Origin of the sequence: Gordonia sp. McavH-238-E (assembly GCF_022348225.1) — a bacterium.
Classification (GTDB): domain Bacteria; phylum Actinomycetota; class Actinomycetes; order Mycobacteriales; family Mycobacteriaceae; genus Gordonia; species Gordonia terrae.
In genome coordinates this window covers 210,368-231,380 of sequence record NZ_JAKRFE010000002.1, presented here as the reverse complement: position 1 = coordinate 231,380, position 21,013 = coordinate 210,368, and the positions used below count along the sequence as shown (strand labels likewise).

The following is a 21,013-nucleotide window of genomic DNA, read 5'->3' as shown; positions in this document are numbered from 1 at the left end:
AGGCGTGTGTTCGGTGGCAACGGACCGTGTGCGTCGGGTCGGAAATCCGCCGTACATAAGAAGCCAGGTCAAGGAGACTAACGAGTGATTCAGCAGGAATCCCGCCTGCGAGTTGCCGACAACACCGGTGCCAAGGAGATCTTGTGCATCCGCGTGCTCGGCGGTTCCTCGCGGCGCTACGCCGGCATTGGCGACGTCATCGTCGCCACTGTCAAGGACGCCATCCCGGGCGGCAACGTCAAGAAGGGTGAGGTCGTCAAGGCCGTCATCGTGCGCACCACCAAGGAGCGCCGTCGTGCGGACGGAAGCTACATCCGCTTCGACGAGAACGCCGCCGTCATCCTCAAGGGTGAGAGCGACCCCCGCGGTACCCGCATCTTCGGCCCGGTCGGCCGCGAGCTGCGCGAGAAGAAGTTCATGAAGATCGTGTCGCTGGCACCGGAGGTGATCTGACATGAAGGTCCACAAGGGTGACACCGTGATCGTCATCTCTGGCAAGGACAAGGGCGCCAAGGGCAAGGTCATCCAGGCCTTCCCGAAGACGCAGCGAGTTCTCGTCGAGGGCGTCAACCGAATCAAGAAGCACACCGCCGCGTCGGCCAACGAGCGCGGTGCCTCCTCCGGCGGCATCGTGACCCAGGAAGCCTCGATCCACGTCTCGAACGTGATGGTCGTGGATTCCGACGGCAACCCGACCCGCGTCGGCTACCGCGTCGACGAGGAATCGGGCAAGAAGGTCCGGATCTCGCGCAAGAGCGGGAAGGACATCTGACATGACCTCTACTGAACCCAAGATCCAGCCGCGCCTGAAGACTCGCTACCGCGAGGAGATCAAGGACACGCTGAACAAAGAGTTCGAATACCCCAACGTGATGCTGATCCCGGGCGTCGTGAAGGTCGTCGTGAACATGGGTGTCGGCGACGCCGCCCGTGACGCGAAGCTGATCAACGGCGCCGTCGAGGATCTGGCCAAGATCACCGGCCAGAAGCCGGAGATCCGTCGCGCTCGCAAGTCCATCGCGCAGTTCAAGCTGCGCGAGGGCATGCCGATCGGTGCGCGCGTCACCCTCCGTGGCGACCGCATGTGGGAGTTCCTGGACCGCCTCGTGTCCATCGCCCTCCCGCGTATCCGCGACTTCCGCGGCCTGTCGGACCGTCAGTTCGACGGCAACGGCAACTACACGTTCGGCCTGAACGAGCAGTCGATGTTCCACGAGATCAACATCGACAACATCGACCGGCCCCGCGGTATGGACATCACCGTCGTGACGTCGGCCACCACGGACGACGAAGGCCGGGCGCTGCTGCGTGCCCTGGGCTTCCCGTTCAAGGACAACAACGTTAAGGACAACTGACATGGCAAAGAAGGCTCTGGTCAACAAGGCCAACAAGAAGCCCAAGTTCGCCGTGCGGGCCTACACCCGGTGCAACAAGTGCGGTCGCCCGCACTCGGTGTTCCGCAAGTTCGGCCTGTGCCGAATCTGCCTGCGCGACATGGCACACGCCGGCGAGCTGCCGGGTGTGCAGAAGTCCAGCTGGTGACTTTCACCCCTCGGATTTCGTAGCAGATCGCGCTCACAGCGCGCATCTGCACCACCGATTCGCCGACGGCCTCATCTTGCTTCCGCGAGATGGGGCCGTTGTCGTGTCACTGCTGAGCGAGCCACTCCTCGATGAGGTCGGGGACGCTCTCGATCGACGCGGTGAGCGAACGCTGATAGATGCGGTTGACGATGGGGTCGGCCATCTTGCCGAACACTCCGCCGAAGCCGGTGGAGGACGTGATTCGACACGTCACCCGGACGCCGTCGGAGGTCTCCTCCAGCGAGATGTGCGTGGTGAACGGGAACGGCGCTTCGACGGTCTGGAACTCCGTCTCCTTACAGGTGTCGACACGGGTGAACTCTCCCCGCCAGTCCACCGTCCGACCGAGGCCGGCCGTCTTGCCCTTCCACTGCGTACCGACGGCTAGTGGCCCATCGGACAGCGGGGTGACCTCCACGGTTCCCGGTAGGTATGCGGTGGTGTGTTCGGGAGTGGACATGTACTCCCAGACGGTTTCGAGTGGTTGCTTGACGGTGACGGATGCGCTGGATTCGGGCATGATGAAATCCCTTGTGTGCGAACGATTGTAAGACGGCAGGGCCGGGGCCCACGCCGCACACCGTCTCGGGGCGGGTGGTGATCACGGTCCGGACGAGATGCATCCGCTGGTCAGAGTACTCCCCGTCGACCGCGAAGGCTACGTCCGATTTGTCACCGATTCGTATGTCTAACAAAGACTTTCGTCTACGTCGTTCTCGAGGTTATGTCCGTCGGAGATCGTCGCTCGTGGGCTGATGCCCGACACCGCACTCCTCGGGCCGCCTCGTCGTCAGTGGGTGGCGGCCCATTCGTCGACGAGGCGCGGCAGCTTCTTCGCGTTCGCGGAGAGCGACCGCTGATACGCGCGGATCGCCAGCGCGTCGGCGAGCTTCCCGACCGCCCCGCCGGCCCCGGCGTTGCGGATGCGGTAGGTGAGTTCGACGCCGCGGCCAACCTCCGCGAACGTGGCCGAGATGGCGAACTCGAGCGGTGACTCCGTGGAGGAGAACTCGGTGGCCGTGTGCGCATCCACCCGTGTGAACTCGCCGGTCCAGTCGACAGCGCGGCCGAGCCCCTTCATCTGGCCGCGCCAGACGGTCCCGACCGAGACCGGCCCGTCGGTGACGGTCTCGACGCCGATCACGCCGGGCGTCAGCGCCGCGACGTGCTCCGGGATGAGGCAGTACTCCCACACCGTGGTGAGGGGTTGTCGGACGAGGACTGTCGCACTGGCTTCGGGCATGACGTCGACGTTACCCGCCCGCCGGACTGCATGGCGAAAAGCGAACTATGGCAGCATTTCTCGCTACGGAATCCCGTTGGGGCTCAGCACCCACGGATGCCACCCAGTCGCGACGTCGACTTGCCGGGTGTGCCAGAAGTCGAGCTGGTGACTTCGCACTGGCCTGACAGTCGCGCTGTAAGGCCCCACCCCCCACCGGGGAGGTGGGGCCTTACGCAGTTCACCCGCACCACAGGTCGGGCGTGAACACTATGAAGTTCTCAAAGGGCATGCGCGCTCCGACGGATCGGTGCGAAAAGGTGCTACGCGGGGCGTCGTCCCTCGACGGATTCGCCTTCAGAAGTATCAGGCGCTCGGGCTCTCCGGCCGTTCGCCGATACGAGTCGGTCATCGACCACCGAGGTGGATCAGGCTGAAGCCCGATCATCGAGAGTCATGGTGCGGCGGTTGTATGCCGGCAACGGCGTTCGGATCGGATCGATCGATGCGGGTGGGACCAGCCACGGGTGACGGTCGCGCCCCATGATGATCTCCCACTGGCCGGCATGGATGTGGGCGTGGCAGGACGGGCAGAGCAAGCACCCGTTGTCGATGTCAGTGGAACCGCCGTGGCTCCAGAACTGGATGTGGCGGACGTGGGTGCGGCCCGCCGGCGCGCCGCATTTGATGCAGCACCGGTCGCGGATGATGATCGCTCTACGCAGATGCGCCGGGAACAGCCGTCTGGAAGTGCCCATCTGCAGGGGGACGGCGTCGCCGTCGACTACCACATCGGTGACAGAGGAGTCGCACGCCAGCAAGGATGCGGTGGTGGGGCTGATCGAACCCAGCCACAACAGGCTGGCCTTGTCCGGAGCAGCCGCCGGCAGGAGCACGCTGACGTGCGTCTTCGGTGGGGTTGCAAGGGTGGTGTCGGCCAGCGCCGCGGCATCGGTGATGAGTTCCAGAGCATCTGCGTTGCGGGCCCCGGTGGTCCGAGAGTCATCGGAACCGTCGGGTTCAGACCTTGGAGTGTTCAGAGATTCGATTGCCGCGGTGAGCTTTTCGCCGATCACCGTGTCGAGATCGCCGCGCACGCTGACCCGGCCTTCCCCGGTCGGGATGACGGTGAACTCGTTGATGGTGCGGTCCCCGCCGGCAGGCAGGCCGCCGGTCCCCGACCGCGTACTCGTTGCCCAGTTCGCGTGCCTTCTGGGCGATTTCGGCAGGGGTGGCGCCGGACATCGCCTGCGCGATGAGGGTCTGCTCGACCTCTGCTCGTTCCTCGACGCAGACACCCTCGGGTGCTCGACGCCCGACATGTGCAATGCCGCTCACGACGGCATCAGCGTGTTCGCCAGAGATCGCGCCGTCGGCGGTGTGACTCGGTAACCGACAAAGCCACGCGTGTGCGTTGCCGATCCGCAACCAGCGGTGCGCGATTGCGGGTGCTGCACCCATCGTGATCAGCAGGGTGGACGTCCTGCCGGTCGACTGTCGGGCCACACCGAGACGGTCCAGGGTGGCAGCTCCGACGGCGGCGTGGTGGTCCAGGATGGAGCGCAGTTCGATCAGCAGAGACATCGCGGTGCTCGCTCGACGGCCGGTCGGCTCCGCGCCGCCAGGGGGCAGATCCCACAGCGCCTCGCGAATCGCAGCCAACACGGCGAGATAACCCTCACCGCCGGAGTGTTCGACACTCTCGGTCTCTGGGCACAGCATGGTGGCGAGTGTTGTTGTCATGACGGACCTTCCACATCACAGGACGGAACTGGAGGCAGGGCTTCTCGTCATCGTTGGTTCGACACCGGCGTAACGCCGATATGCGTCTTTCATCTGCGGGGCCTATAGGAATCACTGTATGCGGGAGCACTGACAAGAACCGAACGGCTGATGGCCCCCTCAATGCAGTCCGCGCGCCTGCTCAGCGTAGACGTCGGTTTCGGGCCGCATTGCGCCGCTGCGCCCGGTTCATTCAGGGGTGCGGGTGGATTACGCGCGGACTATCGACTCTGGTCGATCGCGGGTCGTGTACGCCCTTCACGAACTGGTGTTCCGGTGCAAGGGGTGTAACCCTCTTCCCACGGGTAGCTGCCCGGATCGTCAGGCCACACCGCCTGCAAGACCGGAGCGTCCGGATAGAGGACGATTGGTGACGGTCAGGTCGGATCTGTCCATCACTTCGATCACGGTGACCGGGACATCAAGTGATTCCAGTTGCACGGGAATCGAATTCGATACGATCGAGTGCCAGTCATAGGTGTGAAACACGCTGCCCAACTCGTTGAGAACCAATGCACTCGTTCGGGCATCCAGCCCGTATACCGCCAACTCTGGGAGGTCGTGCAGGCGCAGGCCGGTGGTGTACGCGAAGGAGCAGTCCGGTGCTTCGCATTCGTGAGAGTGGAACGTGCACTCGTCACTGACTGCCGTCACCCGCCCAACCGCAGCGCCGGACGCGTTCGTGCGTCTCGCGTACCAGCGGATCGGGGTGCCGGCGGGGCAGACCCCGCAGATCGGAGAAGGGGTGGGCCATGCTCGCTCCTGGTGTTCGACGGTGGACCGTAGTAGAGCAGGCGGCACCGGCAAACTCGGGAGACATGCCGAGTTCCGCTTCGTCAGCGGCCGAGGATGCCGCCCAGCATGCCGCCGGCGCCGGAGCCGGCCGCGCTCCCGCCGCCGGTGCCGCCGACGAACCCGCCGGGCGGGAGTTCCGACGGCTGGACGACGACGAAACCCCGACCGGAGAACTCGAGGGTGAACCGCTCGCCGGTGCTGCGTCCCATGAGGGTGCCGAGGTTGAACGAGTCGTTCGACTTCACCGAGGTGCGCAGGCTCGACGACCACGCGACCGCGGCCTGGGGGTCGGCGTAGGTCGCGGCGTCGACGTTGAGGACGACCGGCGTGCCGTCGGTGGTGATGGCGATCCGCCCGCGGCCGGTGAAGACGCAGTTGAACATGCCGGCGTTGCTCATCGCGCCGGCACCCTGCACGCGGGCGATGTCGTAGGAGAGTGACGAGTCGAAGGCGAGTACGTTGGCGCCGTTGATGGTGAGGCCGTCGGACCCGTCGAGATCGATGAGGTGCACGTCCGACGCGGCATCGGCGAGGAACAGGTCGCCCTGCCCGGTGACCTTCATCAGCGGGACGCCCTCGCCGGTCATCGCCTGACGCATCATCCGGCCGAGCCCTCCGGAGCCGAGCGCCTCGAATTTCAGATTGCCCTGGTACGCGACCATCGAGCCGCTGCGGGCCATCACCTCGCCGGCGAGCCCCACGCGGCACATCTTGCTGCCCTGCTTCTGTATGCCCTGCCCGGTGACCTCGGCGTGGGACGGCGCGAACAGATCGCTGTGCATGGGAACTCCCTGTGGTTGGGCGGTGACCGGAGGCCTCGGTGGCGGTGTATTCGATTGCGACGCTTGAGCTCCGGGCGACGACGCTGGTGGTGCTGCCGGCGGTCGTGTGGCCGCCGGTGGCCAGGGCTGCGGATCGGTCACCCGCGGAGGGTGTCCGGGTGGTGACGGCGGTGCGGGCTCCTCGTCGACCTCGATACCGAAGGCGGTCGCCAGGCCCGCGAGACCCGCGTCGTATCCCTGTCCGACGGCACGGACCTTCCACATGTCGTTGCGCCGGTAGATCTCCAGGCACACGACGGCGGCTTCGCTGGTGAGGCCCGCGGGGCTGAAGGTGAGCTCGGCGCCGCCGCCGGTCACCGTGGCGGTGAGCGCACCCGCGGTGGCGAAGCTCGCGGGTCCGGTCCCGTCGAGACTCGCCGCGACCACCACCGTCACGATGTCGCGGGGTAGGGCGGCGGTGTCGATGGAGATGATGTCGGCGGATCCGTCGGAGCGGAAGCCGACGCCGGGGCCGGCGGGCTGGTTGTAGAAGATGAGATCGGCATCGGAGCGGACACGGCCCGCGTCGGTGAGCAGGATCGCCGAGGTGTTCACCGGCGACGCCGAGCGCACCGAGACGGTCACGGCCGACGAGGGCAGTGGTCGGTTCTCTCCGGCGGTCAGCGTGAGCACGGAGTCCATTGTGCCAATCGTCGCGGCCGACCGTCGGCGGAGTCGGGTATCCCCATCACTGTCCGCGCGGTGCCGTCGAGCGGGCGAGTTCGACCACCTCGTCCTCGGTCGGGGGACTCGACGGGTGATATGTCAGGCACAGCGGGGTCGCCGCTTTCGCGAACCGCCCGCCCTCGCTCGCGATGTAGAACGTTCCCGCCGGTAGCTTGCCGATGTCGGGCACCCTGCTGCCCTTGTTGGCGGCGAGTTCCTTGGCGCGGTCGATCTGTGTCGGATGATTGAGAAGCCCGAAGATCTGGGTCGAGGAGTTGGCCGAGATCTTGTTGTCGATACCGGTTGGTGACTGGGTCGCGAAGATCAGGCCGAGCCCGTACTTGCGAGCCTGCGACGCCAGTGCACTGGTGCTCTTCGACGCCGCGGTCATCCGGACGGACGGGGCGAAGTTCTGCGCCTCGTCCATCACGAGCAGGCCGCCGAGTGGTCGATCCGCGGCGGGGTTCTTCTTGATCCAGGCGAACAGTGCCATCTGGAGCTGGTTCACGAAACTCGCCCGCCGGTCGTCGGTGCCCAGGCCGGCGAGATTGATGACCGACACCCGGGCCCGGAAGCCGGGACCCGGGGTGAGGAGGAACCCGGGGTCGGCCGGGGCGGCGTCACCCCCGAAGACGGGATCGATCGCCATGGAGGCCTTGAGGTTCTCGGCGAGTTCGGCGGCGAGCTTGGGAGCGTCGGCGAGGGTGCTCGCGTCGTCCGGCAACTCGGTCAGCAATCCGACGTAGGCCTGCAGGGTTCCGCCGCCGCGGCGTCCGAAGGCCTCCATGGACTGCTGCAGGACTGCTTGCTGCCGGTAGGCCTTCGCGCTGGTGCCGATCGCCCGGGCATGCGGGATCAGCGCGCCGACGGCGGAGTCGACCGCGGCGCGGAACTCGTCGGGGTTGCCGGCGACCGTGCTGAAGTCCGGTAGCGGTTGGAAACTCAGTGGACGTCCCGATGCCCGGCCCGGGGTGAAAACGGCGACCTCGGTGTCGTGGAGGTAGCGCTTGGCGAGTTCGCGGTCGGCGGGTGTCCACGGGCGCGGGTCGTCGTCCGGCCACGGTGTCCCCAGGCGGGCGAGGTCGTTGTTCACATCCAGGATGATCGATGACACTCCCTGCAACGCAGCCTCTTCGACGATGCGTCGGATGAGCACCGTCTTACCCGAACCGGATCCGGCGAACAGCGCCACGTGCTTGCGCAGGGCGAGCAGTGAGACCGTCACCTCCTCGCCGGTGGCGACACCTCGCCCGAGTGTGATCGACTGGTCGACGACGGATGCGGTTGTCCGCGAGCGTGATCCGCCGACGAACGAACCCGGCGACTCCGACCGCGACGGTAGGTCGGGGGATTGGCGGTCGGAGGACTGCGGGTCGGTGGACCGGGGGTTCCCGGCCTCTGGTTCGCGGGGTGTCGGCGGGGTCGAGGTGTGGCCCGCGGTGCCCGGCTCGCGTCGTCCGGACGTCGTGTCCGTGTGTGACGCCGGTGCCACCGGTGGGTCCACACGGGCCGCAGGCGCCTCGAGTGCGGGGCCCAGGATGTCGGCGATGAATCCGATCTCGGCGGCCGGGTTGCGGGCGGAGATCCACTCGCGGAGATGCGATGGCCGTTCGGCGCGCAGCGTGGCCAACGCACTGAGCCGTTTGATGTCGTGTTCGGTCCAGGCCACGACCCGGCCCCCACGATCGTGGAGTTCGGTGACCATCTGCTGGGTCTTGGGGCCGGTGGGCCAGGGGTCCCGCCGGAGGATCACCAGGGTGCGTTCGATGTCGCCGAGCGTGAACCCGGAAGTCGTGGTCGCGCTCGACAGTCGGGTCTGGACGGCCCGCGCGTTCGATGCGGCGATCGCGCGGAAGCTCCAGGACTGTTCGATGTCCCGGTTGGGGTCGACGAGCTGCCGGATGCGCCCGTGCAGCGGGCTTTTCGGGCCCGGCCGAGCGTCGAGCTGCCAGCGGTCGGCGTCGCGCGTGAGGGCCTGGATCCAGGTCGACAGTCCCGCGTGCAGGAGTGACGGGACGATCCTGTCCTCGGTGTCGGGTACCAACGCGGGTAGGGGGTCGGCGCGCGAGATCAGGTCCGCGTAACGCTGATCGATCTTCGTGAACGACGCATCGTCCGACGAGACGGATGTCGACGACGGTGTTCGAGAGGGAGTGTGGTCGGTCGCGGGAGTTGCTGTGTCGCGACCGGATTCGTCGATTCCCGGAATCGTGGTCTGGCCCGCCCCCGAGATGGAGGTGGTGGTGGTCGTCGCGGGACTCGTCGGCGCGGCTCCGGTGAGGTCGGTGATCTCGGCAAAGGTGTCGCTGCGGAGCAGTGCGGCGATCTGGCGGTCCACGGTCACCATCAGTTCGCGCGGTGTGTAGTCGGTTGCCGTCCTCAGCGCGGTATCGGACACCGGCCACGTGGGGTGCGGCGGTGTGAATCCCACCCCGGCGAAACCCGGGGCGAACCGCCGGGCGAGGAGCAACCGGCCGAAATCGGCGCTGGCCGGCCGCTGCAGCGTGGGTGGTAACCGGAAGCGGTCGACCGCCGATCGCATGACGTGCCCGGACAGGTAGTCCCACGCCGCGGAGATCGAGGAGACCACACAGGTCGTTCGGCTCATGGTCTCGCGCACCGACATGAGACCGTGCGCCAACTTCTCCACTTGGGATTCCTCGCCGGGTTCGGCGGTCTTCCCGGCCTCGATCAGGGTGTCGATCTGGTCGATGGCGAGCACCGCGGCATCATCGAAGGCGATGATGCGCGAGATGTTCTCCACGATCTCCTGGTAACCGAGTCGGGCGTTGCGGATCCCCCACGCGGCGAGTTCGTCGGCGTCGTCGATGTCGAGATGCAGGAACGCCTCGCCGAGGTCCTTGGCCGCGAAGTCGTCGGACTCGAGCAGTACGAGTGCACGCAGGATGTGCTGCGAACGGCGCCGGTGCCGGGAATGGCGTGTGTATACGCCGTGGATGAAGTCGTCGAGCGCCGCGGGTTGCAGCGGTGCGCCACCGGTCACCGCGGCACGCGTGTCGTCCGACACCTCGGCGTCGATCGCGAGTCGGTGGAGGAGCTGGTTCAGTTGCGAGCGATGTCGCGGAGCCGGTCGTCCGAGATCATCGATGATCGCGACGAGAACCGAACGCCAGAAGTCGGTGGCGTCGAGCAACTTGACGAGAAAGAAGTAGCCGCCCTCCTCCTGGACGCGATGCCGGACCCGACCGAGCAGGTGCGTCTTACCCGATCCGGCCGGTCCGCGCACGGTGACCCCGATCGGGCTTCCCGACGGTGAGCGCCGGGCGTCGTCGAAGGATCGGACGATGTCGACGATGGTGTCCTCGTGCAGGCCGCCGACGTGAAAGGGGTCGGCGGTGCCCCACACGTCGTCAGGGGTGTCGGCCCAGTTGAGTCGGATGGACTCGAGTGCCTGACGGGCGTCGGCGTCCATCGGATCAGATCTCCTCGATCGCGAACAGATGACAGGCCTGGGTGCCCACCGTGACCGCGGCGGCGCGGTCTTCCGGGGTCAGCAGTGCCTGGTCTTCCTGGGGGATGAGGCTGACGCCGGATTCGCGCTGGAACTCCACCATTGTGGCGTCGAAGACCTCGGCGCTCATACCGGGCACGTCGGTGCGGAGATCGGCGACGAGGACGAAGTCGCCCGCAGCGGCGGCCCGGGCTCGGTAGGCCGCCGCGATCTGCGCACGGGGATCGCGCGACGCGGGGTCGGGCGCAGGCGTCGCCCGGGCTCGGGTGTCGGACTCCGTGTGATCCGGGCGCCGTGGGCGGCCGAACACCTCGTGCAGACGGAGGTCTTCGTCGTCGAGGTACCGGGCGAGTCCGGCGAGGACCGCGTACATGGCCTTCGACGGTGCGGTCGATCTCTTGGGTGGCTCGGAGGTCAGTTCGGATGCACACCAGGCCCAGCCGCGGTCGGTCAGCGTGTGGAACCAGGCGCGACGGGCGCCGATCCGTGAGTCGACGAGGCCGAGTGCGTTGAGATGGTCCCGGGCCGGCTTGTCGAGCGCGGGACCGAGCTCCTTCAGTTCGGGGTTGGAGAGCTCGCGTGACTCGGCCAGCAGGACGAACAGTGCCGCACTCTGGGTCGGCGTCAGCTGGGCGTGGTCCACGGATGCTCCTCGCGGTTCATAGGGGGTCGGGCGGGCGTCGGTCGCGACAGGGAGCGTTCGGCGATCACGGCGGCCAATTCTGCGACGACAAGCGCGGGGTCATCGAGAACGTGGTCGTTCGTGTAGCGCAGAACGAGGTACCCGGCACGCTGAAGCATGTTGTCGCGACGTCGATCTCGCGCGTACTTTACCGGTCCGCGATGATCGGCGCCGTCGACCTCCACGACGACCCGTTCACTCGACCACAGGAGGTCGACGATGACCGCGGGCGTCAGCGGATCGAGGTCACGCGGGCTCCGGTTCCACTGGCGCTCGCGCGCCCACGGCGCGTTCACAAGGGCGCGCTCGAGAGCCTGCTCGGCGGGGCTGTGCGGTGCCGGTCCACCCGCCGGTCGGGAGACGACGAGAACGGGACCCAGGGCCGGTGACGGTTCGACCGGCACCTCCGCGAGGCCGGTCTGGTCGGGGCGCCGCCCGTCGGCGACCCCGATTCGCACCACCGGCACCCGCGCGACGGCCGGTAGCGCGTCGGCGGTGAGCCACACGGTGAGATCCGCGTGGTCCGCCAGCCAGTCGTATGCGGCGGCCGCGGCGTGCTGGGCGCGCTCGGGCAGTGCCGTGTGGGCGCGTACTGCCAGGACGACGGCGTCCCGACCGTACGACCGTCTGAGGAGGAACGTCAGCGCTCCCGCCCGGGCATCGTCGGCGGGACTCGAAACCGGTCGACGCGCACCGGCAGCTGCACGGGCCAGATGGGCGACAGCGGGCGAGGGAAAGCCGGCGTCGCGGCACAGCGCACGCGCCCGTGATTCGGCGTCGTCGGCATCGACCAGCGAGCCGGACTCGCCGCCCGGGAGCCAGGTGGGGAAGAGTGCGACGACGATGTCTTCGAGGGCGTCGAGGACCTCACCGACGACCTCCCGAGCAGTGCGATCCGTCGGCCCGCGGTGGTCCAGGAACACGGGCAGCTCGGCCGAGACCGAGTCGACGAGGTCGGCCAGGGCGAGGCCGTCCACGTCGTGGACCCGTAGCACGTGTCCGGGACGCACGGCCGCGTCGAGCGTGGACGGACGGATGTTCATCGTTGCCGACCATATCGCCCGAATCCGACAGGTGCCCGGTTCGGTCGTCATTCGCCGGCGCGACACCCTCTGTGCCACGACGATGACCACCCTCGGGCTGTGCCCGAGGGTGGTCGGTGTCAGGTGGCGGGTGTCAGCGAACGTTGTAGCCGGCGTCCACCGGCAGGGTCACCCCGGTGATGTAGCGGGCCTCGTCGGAGGCAAGGAACACGATCGCGTTGCTGATGTCGACCGACTCGATCAGCTCGACCGGCATCGGGTTCTTGTACGACTCGTCGTTCGCCACCTCGGGGTGGGAGTTGACGAATTCCCCGTATTCGACGTTGGCGACCATCGGGGTGTTGACCCCCGTCGGGTGGATCGTGTTGACGCGGATGAGGTTCTTGGCGAGCTGCTTGGAGTACAGGCGCATCAGACCGACGACACCGTGCTTGGCCGCCGAGTACCCCGCCTGGCCCGCGAACGTGTTGAGTCCGATACTCGTCAGCCCGGCGGCGGAACTCGTGATCACGATGGATCCGCCCTCGTTCTGCTCGATCAACCGCGGGACGGTGAGATCGAGGACGTTCCACACGCCGGTCAGCATGACGTCCACGGCGTCATGCCAGGCCTGGGTCTGTTCGCCCGGACCGATCACCGGCATGATCCCCGCGTTGGCGATCACGGTGTCCAGGCGGCCGAAGCGTTCGATGCCCGCGTCGAGCACCGAGCGGATGTCGTCCCGATCGCGCACGTCGCCCACCGCGGTCACGATCTGGCCACCCGCCTCCTTGACGAGTCGCTCGGTCTCGGCGAGATCCTCGCGCGTGGCCATCGGGTAGAACACGGTCGGGATCTGGTCACAGATGTCCAGCCCGATGATCGACGCGCCCTCCTCGGCGAGGCGAACGGCGTGGGAACGTCCCTGCCCGCGTGCCACGCCGCTGATGAACGCAACTTTTCCACTGAGTCTCTGCACGATGGTCGTCTTTCTCTGGTCGGACCGAGAGCAACCGGGTCACGAAGACGGAGCGGTTTGTGGCGCAGCACTGTTCGAGCACACGACGTTCTCGTCGGCGCGCCTGGCGTCTCGGGGCGGAGTATGGTCCCGCTGCCGCCGAAACTAACATAGTTAGATTGATCACGGAACGGAACGCGTGAGTCTGGCCGGCCGGGGATCGCGAGGCCGTCTCCTCAGTCGGCGACGATCGCGGGAATCAAGAAGGCGCGCAACTTCGTCCGGACCCGATCGAGGTAGTGATCGGTGGAGTCGAACTGACTGATGTACATGATCTCGAGCTCGGAGATCCACTCGCACAACAGCTCGATGTCGACCTCGGGGCGGAGGTTGCCCGCCGACTGCTCGGCGAGAAGGACCGGCTCCCACAGTTCTCGGGTCAGTTCGATCGCACGTCCCGACACGCTGAGCAACTGCATCGACAGCGCCATGGATTCGGGGGCGACCAGTCGGTTGACCATCGGATCGGAATGGCCCTTGCGGATGTCCCGGCAGATCCCCTCGACGATGCGCTCGGAGACGGTCGGCCACTTGTTGATGTGTGCCCGGGCCTTGTCCATGTTGGTGTGGGCGCGGCGCACCACCAGTTCGGTGATGAGTGCTTCGCGATCACGGAAGTAGCGATAGACGGTCGCACGCGACAGTGAGGCCGCCCGTGCGACGTCCTCCATCGTGGTCTTGGCCATGCCGAAACGCGCGAAGCACTCCTCGGCTGCCCGGAGGATCGCTTCCTGGACGTCAGTGCGCTTGTCGGAGTCGGTGCTTGCGGCCACGACACGACGGTAGCAAGGGCGCCCTAATCGAAAGAAGATAGATAAGACACTAGACAGTGATTGTCTCGTGTGTCAGTCTCGATACATGGAGCGCGACGAGAAGATCAGGCTGACCCGGCGACTGATCGACCACGTGGACAACGACAGCACCGATTACGCGGACGATCTGCTGAGAGTTCCGTTCTCGGTGTTCAACGACGCCGAACTGGCGGCGAAGGAACGCGACGTGGTGCGGCGATTCCCGCACATCGTCGCCCACGTCGACGAGTTGCCGAAGACGGGCTCGTTCGTCACCACGGAGTTGATAGGTACGCCGTTGCTGGTCATCCGGCAGAGTGACGGGTCGGTGAAGGCCTTCTCGAACGTGTGCCGACACCGCGGGTCGCGCGTGGAGTTCGGTGAGTCCGGGTGCAAGCGCGTCTTCGCCTGTCCGTACCACAACTGGTCCTACGGCAAAGACGGTGCGCTGCGGGGTATGCCGCATGCCGAGGGTTTCGACGGAATGGACCGCGCCGACTACGGACTCGTGGAGTTTCCGTGTGAGGTCCGGCATGGACTCGTCTGGGTGGTGCCGACGGTCGGCGCCGATCTCGACATCCGATCGGTGCTCGGGGACAAGCACGACGACGAGGTCACCGACACCGGGATGGCGGAGTCGTTCCAGGTGCGCAAGGAGACCTGGCGGCTGGACATGAACTGGAAGATCGCGGTCGACGGCGTCCAGGACTCCTATCACCTGTGCCAGTTGCACACGAAGACGGTGTGCAACTACCTCGAGGGCAACATCACCGCTCTCGACGTGGTGGACCGGTCGTGGCGACTCGTGGTGGCGCGCAAGGCCATCACCGAGGTCAGGGACGCCGACCCGGACAGTTTCGACGTCCGTGACTACTCGCTGGCGAATTACACGGTGTATCCGGGCACCATGCTCGTCACCGAGCCCAAGCACTTCGAGATCTGGACCATCGTCCCGGACAAGGACGACCCGAACGTCAGTCACTGCACCATCAGGCTGCTGTCGCCGACGAAGCCGCAGACCCCTCGTGAAGAGCGGATCCTGGACAAGAACTGGGAACTGCTGATGGAGACCTTGCACGACGAGGATTGGTTCGTCACCAAGACGATCACCGACAATGCGGCGTTCGGTCAGGTCGACGAACTCATCTACGGACGAAACGAATTGCCGGGACAGCTGTTTCACAAGATGGTGGCCGGTGATGTCGAGGCGCTGGAGCGCGAACGTGGATCCCGTCCCGCCACGGCTGCCGCGCACTGAATCCGTGTCCGAACTGGAGGTGGATGAGCCGGCACCGGGTGTGCGCCGCCTGACCATCAACCGTCCGGGGGTTCGCAACGCGATCTCGCTCTCGGTCCAGCGCGAACTCGACCGAGCGCTCACCCGGATCGCGGCCGACGACGCGGTCCGGTCGGTCATCATCGCCGGCGCGGGTCCGGTTGCCTTCTCCGCGGGATACGACATCACCGAGTTGGCGAGGTGGACGCCGAGCGAAGCGGCAGACGCCGCGGCCGAGCGAGAGGAACTCGTGTGGCGGTTCTGGTCGTTCCCGAAGCCGGTGGTCGCCGCCGTGGACGGAACGGCACACGGCGCGGGAACCATCCTCGCGGTGTGTGCGGACATCCGCGTCGGAGACCCGCGCACCCGGTTCGCCGTGACGGCCGCGCGGTACGGCGGCGCCAACCTCACCTGGTTGCTCGACTCCGTCGTCGGCGCCGGACACGCCCGAGACCTGTTGATGACGTCGCGGGCCGTCGACGGGGCGGAGGCGTACCGGATCGGACTCCTGAGCCGGTTCGTCGAGGAGGGTGGCGTGTCGTCGGCTGCTGTCGACACGGCGGCCGGCGTGGCCGAACTCCCGCCGGAGGGCATTCGGGAGATCAAGTCGCTGCTCCAGCACGGCCCGGGACTGGATCTGCGGACGCGCTACGACCGCGAGATCGCTGCTGCGCGAACGCACTCGCACCCGGACCAGATCGCCGGACTGGTCGCCGGTCTCGCCGACCGCGACGCCCGGCTTCGGCGGACGGCGGCCGAGCAATGAGCGGAGACACGGCATGACCGACGCCATCTCCGAAGCGATGTCGGACGCCGATCCGTGGCGACCGGATTGGTCGGATCCGTTCCGGCCGACGACGAGCGGGGACGACGAGTACGAGTCGATGGTGCAGGCGCTTCGGGAGGTTCAGGAGGCGGTGACCCGTAGTCGCCCCACGCCGACAGCGGCCGCCGAAGCCACTGCGGCACTCCGCGCGGTCGCACGTCTCATGTGGCCACACGAGGTGGACGAGGACGGGCAGATCGCGGGTAAGCGTTGGTCGACCCCGGGAAAAGGGCACGCACTGGCGCCGGCACTGCACATCGACCATGTCACCGAGACCACCGCTGTCGCACGGGTCACCATCGGCAGATTCCATTCCGGACGATATGCGATGAACGGCGGCGTCACCCCACTGATCTTCGACGAACTGCTGGCACGCTTGGCCAACAGCGCGGGCCGGCCGTGGGGCCGGACGGCGTACCTCCACGTCGACTACCGATCACCTGCACCGCTGCACACGGAACTGACGCTCACCGCCGAGCTGGTGGAACAGTGCGGGCGCAAACGCACCATGCGCGGCGCGATGTTTGCGGGTGAGACTCTGCTGGCCGAGGTGCACGGGCTGTGGGTCGAACTCAAACCTGAACAGACACTGGATATTTCACAGACATGAGAGGCTGACGATGAGTGGGTATTCCCTTCTCGATGGGATTCGGGTACTCGAGGTGGCCCAGCTGGCGCCTTCGTCGGTGGGTGGCCATCTCGCCGACCTGGGTGCCGAGGTGATCAAGGTCGAGGCCGGTCCGCTCGGCGATCCGGTGCGCGTCGGCGGCGCCCGGGCGGTCGGGTCCCCGGACGGGCCCGCCTTCATGCATCTGCGCTGGAACCGTGGCAAGAAGTCCGTGGCGCTCGACTTGCGCAGCCCTGCGGGGAGACAGGCCTTCCTGGACCTCGCGCGCGAGTGCGACGCGGTCGTCGAGGGGATGCGCGGCGGTTATCTCGACTGGCTGGGGGTCGGCTACGACTCGCTGCGAGAGGTGAATCCGGCGATCGTGCTGTGCACGGTCTCCGGGATGGGCGGCGACGGCCCCTACCGGACACTCGGCACCGGGGGTCCCGTCTTCGACGCGTACGCCGGGCTGCGGGAGGTCCGCACCCCGACCGAACCGCCGGTGTCCGGCATGGCCGGTTCGACGGCGCCGCCCATCGCGATGTACGCCCTCGGTGCCTACGGTGCGATGGGCCTGCTCGCCGCGTTGCTGAAGGCTCGCGCCGCCGGCGTCGGCTGCCACGTGGAGGTGGCCGGCATCGATGTGGCGGCTGCGTGGATGCCGGACCTTGCCGATGCCGAGCTGAACAAGGACCGGTCGATCGCGCGGCCGACCTGGCTGCCCGATGGGCGACTGCCCGACTGGCCGCGGCTGGAGGCATACCGCACCAGGGACGGCGAGGCCGTCCTGTTCGGGTCCCATGTCGAGAAGTTCTGGCACAACTTCCTGCGCGCCGTCGGCCGTGACGATCTGATCGACGTCGACCTGTCCTCCACCGACGACGGCGCTCCCGCGCGTGCCGACCTGATCTGGCGTGCGCTCACCGAGATCTTCGCGCAGCGGACGCGAGCCGAGTGGGTGGAGTTGTTCCTCGAGCACGAGATCGCCGGCGGACCGGTCAACAGTGTCGGGGACATGTTGGTGGACCCGCACTTCCGCGCCAGGAAGAACACCTACCGGGTGGATCACGACGGGGTCGGCGACCTGGAATTCGTCGTCAGTCCGGTGCGTGTCGCGGGGGAGGAGTTCGCTCCGCCACTTCCGCCGGACGTCGGCGCCGACACCCCTGAGGTGTTGCGGACGGTGGCCGGATACGACGACGCCCAGATCGCCGTCGCGGCGGATCCGCGCGTCCCCGCGGCCGGTGTACGGGTGCACTCCGGCTGACTCGTATCGCCTTTGACACCCGTACGAAATACGTTGTGCGGGTGTCATTGTCGTGTCCGTAACACCGAGCCGTGATGCCTGCGCCGATCGGCGCACCGCATTGCGCGAAGCATCTAAAGGTGTTAGTTTAATCTCACTTTGAGTGAGGGGGATCACACCCCCTGCGCCGGTCGGGGGATCGACGTCGACGAAGGAGTATGAATGAATCTCTCGGACCTGACCCGCTTCTGGGGACGAACGCGGCCCGAGCAGGAAGCGATCGTGTTCGGGGACACCCGGCAGACCTGGGCTGAGGTCGACGCGATCACCGACGCACTCGCCCGGGGTCTCGCCGCCCGCGGCGTCGGCAAGGGCGACCGGGTGTCGGTCATGATGCTCAACCGGCCCGAGCTCGCCCACCTGATCCTCGCGACCCTCAAGCTCGGGGCCGTGTGTGCACCGCTGAACTTCCGTCTCACGGGTCGAGAACTCGCGCCGATGGTCATCGACGCGGCGCCCCGGGTGATCGTCGTCGAGGACGCGTTCGCTCCCCTGCTCGATGTCGCCCGCGGGCAACTCGACTTCGAGACGTATTCGATCGAGGGCGGCGCCTTCCCGGCATACGACACGCTCCTGGATGCCGGCCCGGCACCCGTCGTCGCCATCGACCCCGACGATGCGGCGTTCATCTGCTACACCTCCGGGACCACCGGAGTGCAGAAGGGCGCGCTCATCACCCATCGCAACGCGATGACGCCGGGTATCTCGCAGACGATCACCTTCGGTTTCTCCGCCCGCGACCGGGTGCTCTGCTCGGCGCCGCTGGTGTACACCGGCTCGGTGCTGTCCATCTTCATGCAGCTGGTGGTCGTTCCCGGGGCGACGATGGTCCTGCTCCGGGAATACGATCCCGAGATCGCTCTGGACGTCCTCGAACGGGAGCAGATCACCGCGACCACCACCGTGCCGGTCATCTGGGAGCGGATGACGACGTTGCCGGACTTCGGTTCTCGGTCGCTCGCAACATTCACCTTCGCCGGGACGGGCGGTGCGCCGGTCAGCCTCGATCTCCTCGATTTCTATCGCACGCACGGAATCCCGCTGACGCAGTGCTACGGATTGACCGAGGCGTCCGGGATGGTGTCCACGCTGGAGTACCGAGACGCGGTCACGCGGCCCGGTTTCGCCGGCCTGCCGCTGGTCGGAACCTCCGTGCGCATCGGCGAACCCCACGACGAGGCCGCGGTGGGTGAGGTGGGGGAGATCCTCGTGCGCGGTGAGCATGTGCTGCGCGAGTACTGGAACAAACCCGAGGCGACCGCGGCGACCCTGACCGACGGCTGGTTGCGCACCGGGGACCTCGGGATCAAGGACGACGCAGGCTTTCTCCGGATCGTCGACCGCAGCAAGGACATGTTGATCTCGGGCGGCCTGAACGTGTATCCCGCCGAGATCGAGAACGCCCTGCACGGCATCGAGGGCCTGGTGGACCTGGCCGTGATCGGTGTCAAGGACGACAGGTGGGGCGAGGTCCCGATGGTGGTGTTCCACTCCGAGCGACCGGCATCCGAGATCGTGGCCGACATCGCCGATGTGGCCGACGAGGCCCTGGCGAAGTTCAAGCGGCCGAAACATGCGGTCGCACTGGATGAACCGCTGCCGCGGACCTTCTCCGGAAAGCTCGCGAAACCGTCGCTGCGAGCACGTTTCCCGGAGCCTCCCGCCGATGCCCTCGCCGTCGAGGGCTCCGCGACTCCCGCCTGACCAGGCAACCCCTTCTCCCGAGAGGACACCCCGTGATGGGTTCTCCGCGTGATGTCAACATCTCCCACCTCATCGACACCGCCCCGGTGTCCGGTCTGCAGAAGCGGGCCTTCGCGATGTGCCTCGTCCTGGCAGTGCTCGACGGGATGGATGCCCAGCTGATCGGGTTCGCGATCCCCGCGCTCTCCGACGACTGGGAGTTGTCCAAGGCGTCGTTCGGACTGCTGCTCGCACTGAGCAGCGGCGCGATGGTCCTGGGCAGCCTGGTGTTCGGTCCCGTGGCCGACCGGTGGGGCCGGCGGCGGGTGATCATCGTCTGCACGGTGATCTTCTCCGTGTTCACCCTGGCCTCGGCCCTCGCCACCTCGATGGGCGTCCTGATCGTCCTGCGCATCCTCGCCGGGATCGGGCTCGGGGGCGTCACGCCGAACCTCATCGCCTTGACGAGCGAGTACAGCCCGGCCCGCGTTCGCGCCACGATGGTGACGATCGTCGTCGCCGGGATGTCCCTGGGGGGCTTCGTCGGCGGTCTCGCTGCCGCTCAGCTGATCCCCGCCTTCGGATGGCAATCGATCTTCGTCGCGGGCGGGATCCTCCCGCTGGTCGCCGTCCTCGGTGCCTGGGCCTGGCTACCGGAGTCCGGCAAGTTCCTGGCGGCGCGGGGCGACCACGGTGAGGTCGCCCGCATCGTCTCCGCGATCGACCCGCGGACGGACCTGACCGGTCCGGTGCGCTTCACCCAGGACACCCAGGTCGTCACCAGCTCACCGGTTCGCGAACTGTTCACCGCTGGTAGAGGTCTCGACACCGTGCTCCTGTGGGTGGTGTTCGTCGTCAACTTCCTCGTCATCTACTTCCTGTTCGGCTGGATGCCATCGCTGTTCAGCGAGGCGGGCCAGAGTTCGAGTACGGCGATCACCGCCGCCGCGTTGTTCAACCTGGGCGGTATGGCGGGTGCGCTGTCCGCCGGGTGGATCACCGACCGGGTGGCAGCGGCCTGGCGGTCGGGCGGCACACGCGCCGCGTATGTCGTGGTCATGGCGGGTTACACGCTGGGGGCGGTGTTCATCGGCGTCGTCGCGATGGTGCTCGGGAACGCCGCGCTGCTGCTGATCGCCATCTGCGTCGTCGGGTTCGGGATCTCGGGCAGTTCGGCCGGGATCATCGCGATCGCGGCGTCGATCTATCCGGTGGCCGCGCGCTCGACGGGCATCGGCTGGGCCATGGGGGTCGGCCGGGTGGGATCGATCATCGGACCGACGGTCGGTGCGGCACTCATCGCCGCCGGGTTGGACGCTCGCACGATCTTCCTGGCCATGGCGATGCCGACCGTGCTCGCGGTGGTCACCCTCGGAGTGTTGAACGCACGGGAGGGTCGGCGTCTGCGGCGCGCGCAGGACGGAGCCCGACCCGCCCCGACAGCGGCGGACGTCCATTGA

At 67.1% G+C, this 21,013-nt stretch carries 21 protein-coding genes; 10 read left to right on the top strand and 11 right to left on the bottom strand.

Features of this window, described 5'->3' with window-relative positions:
- The first annotated feature begins 84 nt into the window (after window positions 1-84).
- From rplN to MHN80_RS03425, 4 genes are read left to right on the top strand one after another with little or no spacing between them, the layout of a single operon-like run.
- Window positions 85-453 (top strand): 50S ribosomal protein L14, encoded by a 369-nt coding sequence (rplN, locus tag MHN80_RS03440; RefSeq protein ID WP_004019493.1) that lies wholly within the window; start codon window positions 85-87, stop codon window positions 451-453.
- A gap of 1 nt (window position 454) precedes the next feature.
- Complete coding sequence (gene rplX, locus MHN80_RS03435) at window positions 455-772, top strand: 50S ribosomal protein L24 (protein ID WP_004019492.1); 318 nt, start codon at window positions 455-457, stop codon at window positions 770-772.
- 1 nt (window position 773) lies between these two features.
- Entirely contained in the window at window positions 774-1,355 is a 582-nt protein-coding gene (gene rplE, locus MHN80_RS03430; RefSeq protein ID WP_055475154.1) for a 50S ribosomal protein L5, read from the top strand.
- Window position 1,356: 1 nt separating this feature from the next.
- Entirely contained in the window at window positions 1,357-1,542 is a 186-nt protein-coding gene (locus MHN80_RS03425; protein ID WP_004019490.1) for a type Z 30S ribosomal protein S14, read from the top strand.
- A gap of 106 nt (window positions 1,543-1,648) precedes the next feature.
- Here MHN80_RS03425 and MHN80_RS03420 read toward each other — a convergent pair whose 3' ends face one another.
- From MHN80_RS03420 to MHN80_RS03370, 11 genes are all read right to left on the bottom strand, one after another.
- Window positions 1,649-2,104, bottom strand: coding sequence for an SRPBCC family protein (locus tag MHN80_RS03420; protein ID WP_239399559.1), 456 nt, complete (start codon window positions 2,102-2,104; stop codon window positions 1,649-1,651).
- Window positions 2,105-2,374: 270 nt separating this feature from the next.
- On the bottom strand, window positions 2,375-2,827 hold the full coding sequence (locus tag MHN80_RS03415) for an SRPBCC family protein (RefSeq protein WP_239399557.1): 453 nt from the start codon (window positions 2,825-2,827) through the stop codon (window positions 2,375-2,377).
- A gap of 407 nt (window positions 2,828-3,234) precedes the next feature.
- Window positions 3,235-3,903 carry an HNH endonuclease gene (locus MHN80_RS03410; protein ID WP_239399555.1) on the bottom strand — a complete coding sequence of 223 codons (669 nt, stop codon included), beginning with the start codon at window positions 3,901-3,903 and terminating at the stop codon, window positions 3,235-3,237.
- Entirely contained in the window at window positions 3,827-4,549 is a 723-nt protein-coding gene (locus MHN80_RS25795) for a hypothetical protein (protein WP_239399553.1), read from the bottom strand. Before MHN80_RS25795 ends, MHN80_RS03410 begins: the two co-directional genes overlap by 77 nt.
- A gap of 360 nt (window positions 4,550-4,909) precedes the next feature.
- Window positions 4,910-5,242, bottom strand: a complete 333-nt coding sequence (locus MHN80_RS25665; RefSeq protein ID WP_308219753.1) for a DUF4262 domain-containing protein — start codon at window positions 5,240-5,242, stop codon at window positions 4,910-4,912.
- A 182-nt stretch (window positions 5,243-5,424) separates the two neighbouring features.
- Window positions 5,425-6,846: an AIM24 family protein gene (locus MHN80_RS03395; protein WP_239399551.1), complete on the bottom strand. Its 1,422-nt coding sequence runs from the start codon at window positions 6,844-6,846 to the stop codon at window positions 5,425-5,427.
- Window positions 6,847-6,892: 46 nt separating this feature from the next.
- Entirely contained in the window at window positions 6,893-10,303 is a 3,411-nt protein-coding gene (locus tag MHN80_RS03390; protein ID WP_239399549.1) for a helicase HerA domain-containing protein, read from the bottom strand.
- A 4-nt stretch (window positions 10,304-10,307) separates the two neighbouring features.
- Window positions 10,308-10,985, bottom strand: a complete 678-nt coding sequence (locus MHN80_RS03385) for a MarR family transcriptional regulator (protein ID WP_239399547.1) — start codon at window positions 10,983-10,985, stop codon at window positions 10,308-10,310.
- Complete coding sequence (locus MHN80_RS03380) at window positions 10,967-12,067, bottom strand: DUF559 domain-containing protein (protein WP_239399545.1); 1,101 nt, start codon at window positions 12,065-12,067, stop codon at window positions 10,967-10,969. Before MHN80_RS03380 ends, MHN80_RS03385 begins: the two co-directional genes overlap by 19 nt.
- 133 nt (window positions 12,068-12,200) lie before the next feature.
- On the bottom strand, window positions 12,201-13,025 hold the full coding sequence (locus MHN80_RS03375; RefSeq protein ID WP_239399543.1) for a mycofactocin-coupled SDR family oxidoreductase: 825 nt from the start codon (window positions 13,023-13,025) through the stop codon (window positions 12,201-12,203).
- Between the two features lie 215 nt (window positions 13,026-13,240).
- Window positions 13,241-13,837: a TetR/AcrR family transcriptional regulator gene (locus MHN80_RS03370; RefSeq protein WP_004019483.1), complete on the bottom strand. Its 597-nt coding sequence runs from the start codon at window positions 13,835-13,837 to the stop codon at window positions 13,241-13,243.
- An 85-nt stretch (window positions 13,838-13,922) separates the two neighbouring features.
- Here MHN80_RS03370 and MHN80_RS03365 point away from each other — a divergent pair, with 85 nt between their 5' ends.
- The 6 genes from MHN80_RS03365 (at window position 13,923) to MHN80_RS03340 (ending at window position 21,013) form a co-directional block, all read left to right on the top strand.
- On the top strand, window positions 13,923-15,113 hold the full coding sequence (locus MHN80_RS03365) for a Rieske 2Fe-2S domain-containing protein (RefSeq protein WP_004019482.1): 1,191 nt from the start codon (window positions 13,923-13,925) through the stop codon (window positions 15,111-15,113).
- Window positions 15,114-15,117: 4 nt separating this feature from the next.
- Complete coding sequence (locus MHN80_RS03360) at window positions 15,118-15,897, top strand: enoyl-CoA hydratase/isomerase family protein (protein ID WP_239399541.1); 780 nt, start codon at window positions 15,118-15,120, stop codon at window positions 15,895-15,897.
- Window positions 15,898-15,910: 13 nt separating this feature from the next.
- Complete coding sequence (locus MHN80_RS03355) at window positions 15,911-16,567, top strand: PaaI family thioesterase (protein ID WP_239399539.1); 657 nt, start codon at window positions 15,911-15,913, stop codon at window positions 16,565-16,567.
- A 10-nt stretch (window positions 16,568-16,577) separates the two neighbouring features.
- Window positions 16,578-17,831, top strand: coding sequence for a CaiB/BaiF CoA-transferase family protein (locus MHN80_RS03350; protein ID WP_239399537.1), 1,254 nt, complete (start codon window positions 16,578-16,580; stop codon window positions 17,829-17,831).
- Between the two features lie 201 nt (window positions 17,832-18,032).
- The gene (locus tag MHN80_RS03345) at window positions 18,033-19,574 is read left to right on the top strand and encodes a class I adenylate-forming enzyme family protein (protein ID WP_239399535.1); all 1,542 of its coding nucleotides are present in this window, start codon (window positions 18,033-18,035) and stop codon (window positions 19,572-19,574) included.
- 35 nt (window positions 19,575-19,609) lie between these two features.
- On the top strand, window positions 19,610-21,013 hold the full coding sequence (locus MHN80_RS03340) for an MFS transporter (RefSeq protein ID WP_239399533.1): 1,404 nt from the start codon (window positions 19,610-19,612) through the stop codon (window positions 21,011-21,013).

Bases quoted from the DNA above. Each gene is read 5' to 3' on its own strand.
- rplX (WP_004019492.1), top strand. From the start codon at position 455: ATGAAGGTCCACAAGGGTGACACCGTGATCGTCATCTCTGGCAAGGAC.
- rplE (WP_055475154.1), top strand. From the start codon at position 774: ATGACCTCTACTGAACCCAAGATCCAGCCGCGCCTGAAGACTCGCTAC.
- MHN80_RS03425 (WP_004019490.1), top strand. From the start codon at position 1,357: ATGGCAAAGAAGGCTCTGGTCAACAAGGCCAACAAGAAGCCCAAGTTC.
- MHN80_RS03420 (WP_239399559.1), bottom strand. From the start codon at position 2,104: ATGCCCGAATCCAGCGCATCCGTCACCGTCAAGCAACCACTCGAAACC.
- MHN80_RS03415 (WP_239399557.1), bottom strand. From the start codon at position 2,827: ATGCCCGAAGCCAGTGCGACAGTCCTCGTCCGACAACCCCTCACCACG.
- MHN80_RS25795 (WP_239399553.1), bottom strand. From the start codon at position 4,549: ATGACAACAACACTCGCCACCATGCTGTGCCCAGAGACCGAGAGTGTC.
- MHN80_RS03395 (WP_239399551.1), bottom strand. From the start codon at position 6,846: ATGGACTCCGTGCTCACGCTGACCGCCGGAGAGAACCGACCACTGCCC.
- MHN80_RS03390 (WP_239399549.1), bottom strand. From the start codon at position 10,303: ATGGACGCCGACGCCCGTCAGGCACTCGAGTCCATCCGACTCAACTGG.
- MHN80_RS03380 (WP_239399545.1), bottom strand. From the start codon at position 12,067: ATGAACATCCGTCCGTCCACGCTCGACGCGGCCGTGCGTCCCGGACAC.
- MHN80_RS03365 (WP_004019482.1), top strand. From the start codon at position 13,923: ATGGAGCGCGACGAGAAGATCAGGCTGACCCGGCGACTGATCGACCAC.
- MHN80_RS03355 (WP_239399539.1), top strand. From the start codon at position 15,911: ATGACCGACGCCATCTCCGAAGCGATGTCGGACGCCGATCCGTGGCGA.
- MHN80_RS03350 (WP_239399537.1), top strand. From the start codon at position 16,578: ATGAGTGGGTATTCCCTTCTCGATGGGATTCGGGTACTCGAGGTGGCC.
- MHN80_RS03345 (WP_239399535.1), top strand. From the start codon at position 18,033: ATGAATCTCTCGGACCTGACCCGCTTCTGGGGACGAACGCGGCCCGAG.
- MHN80_RS03340 (WP_239399533.1), top strand. From the start codon at position 19,610: ATGGGTTCTCCGCGTGATGTCAACATCTCCCACCTCATCGACACCGCC.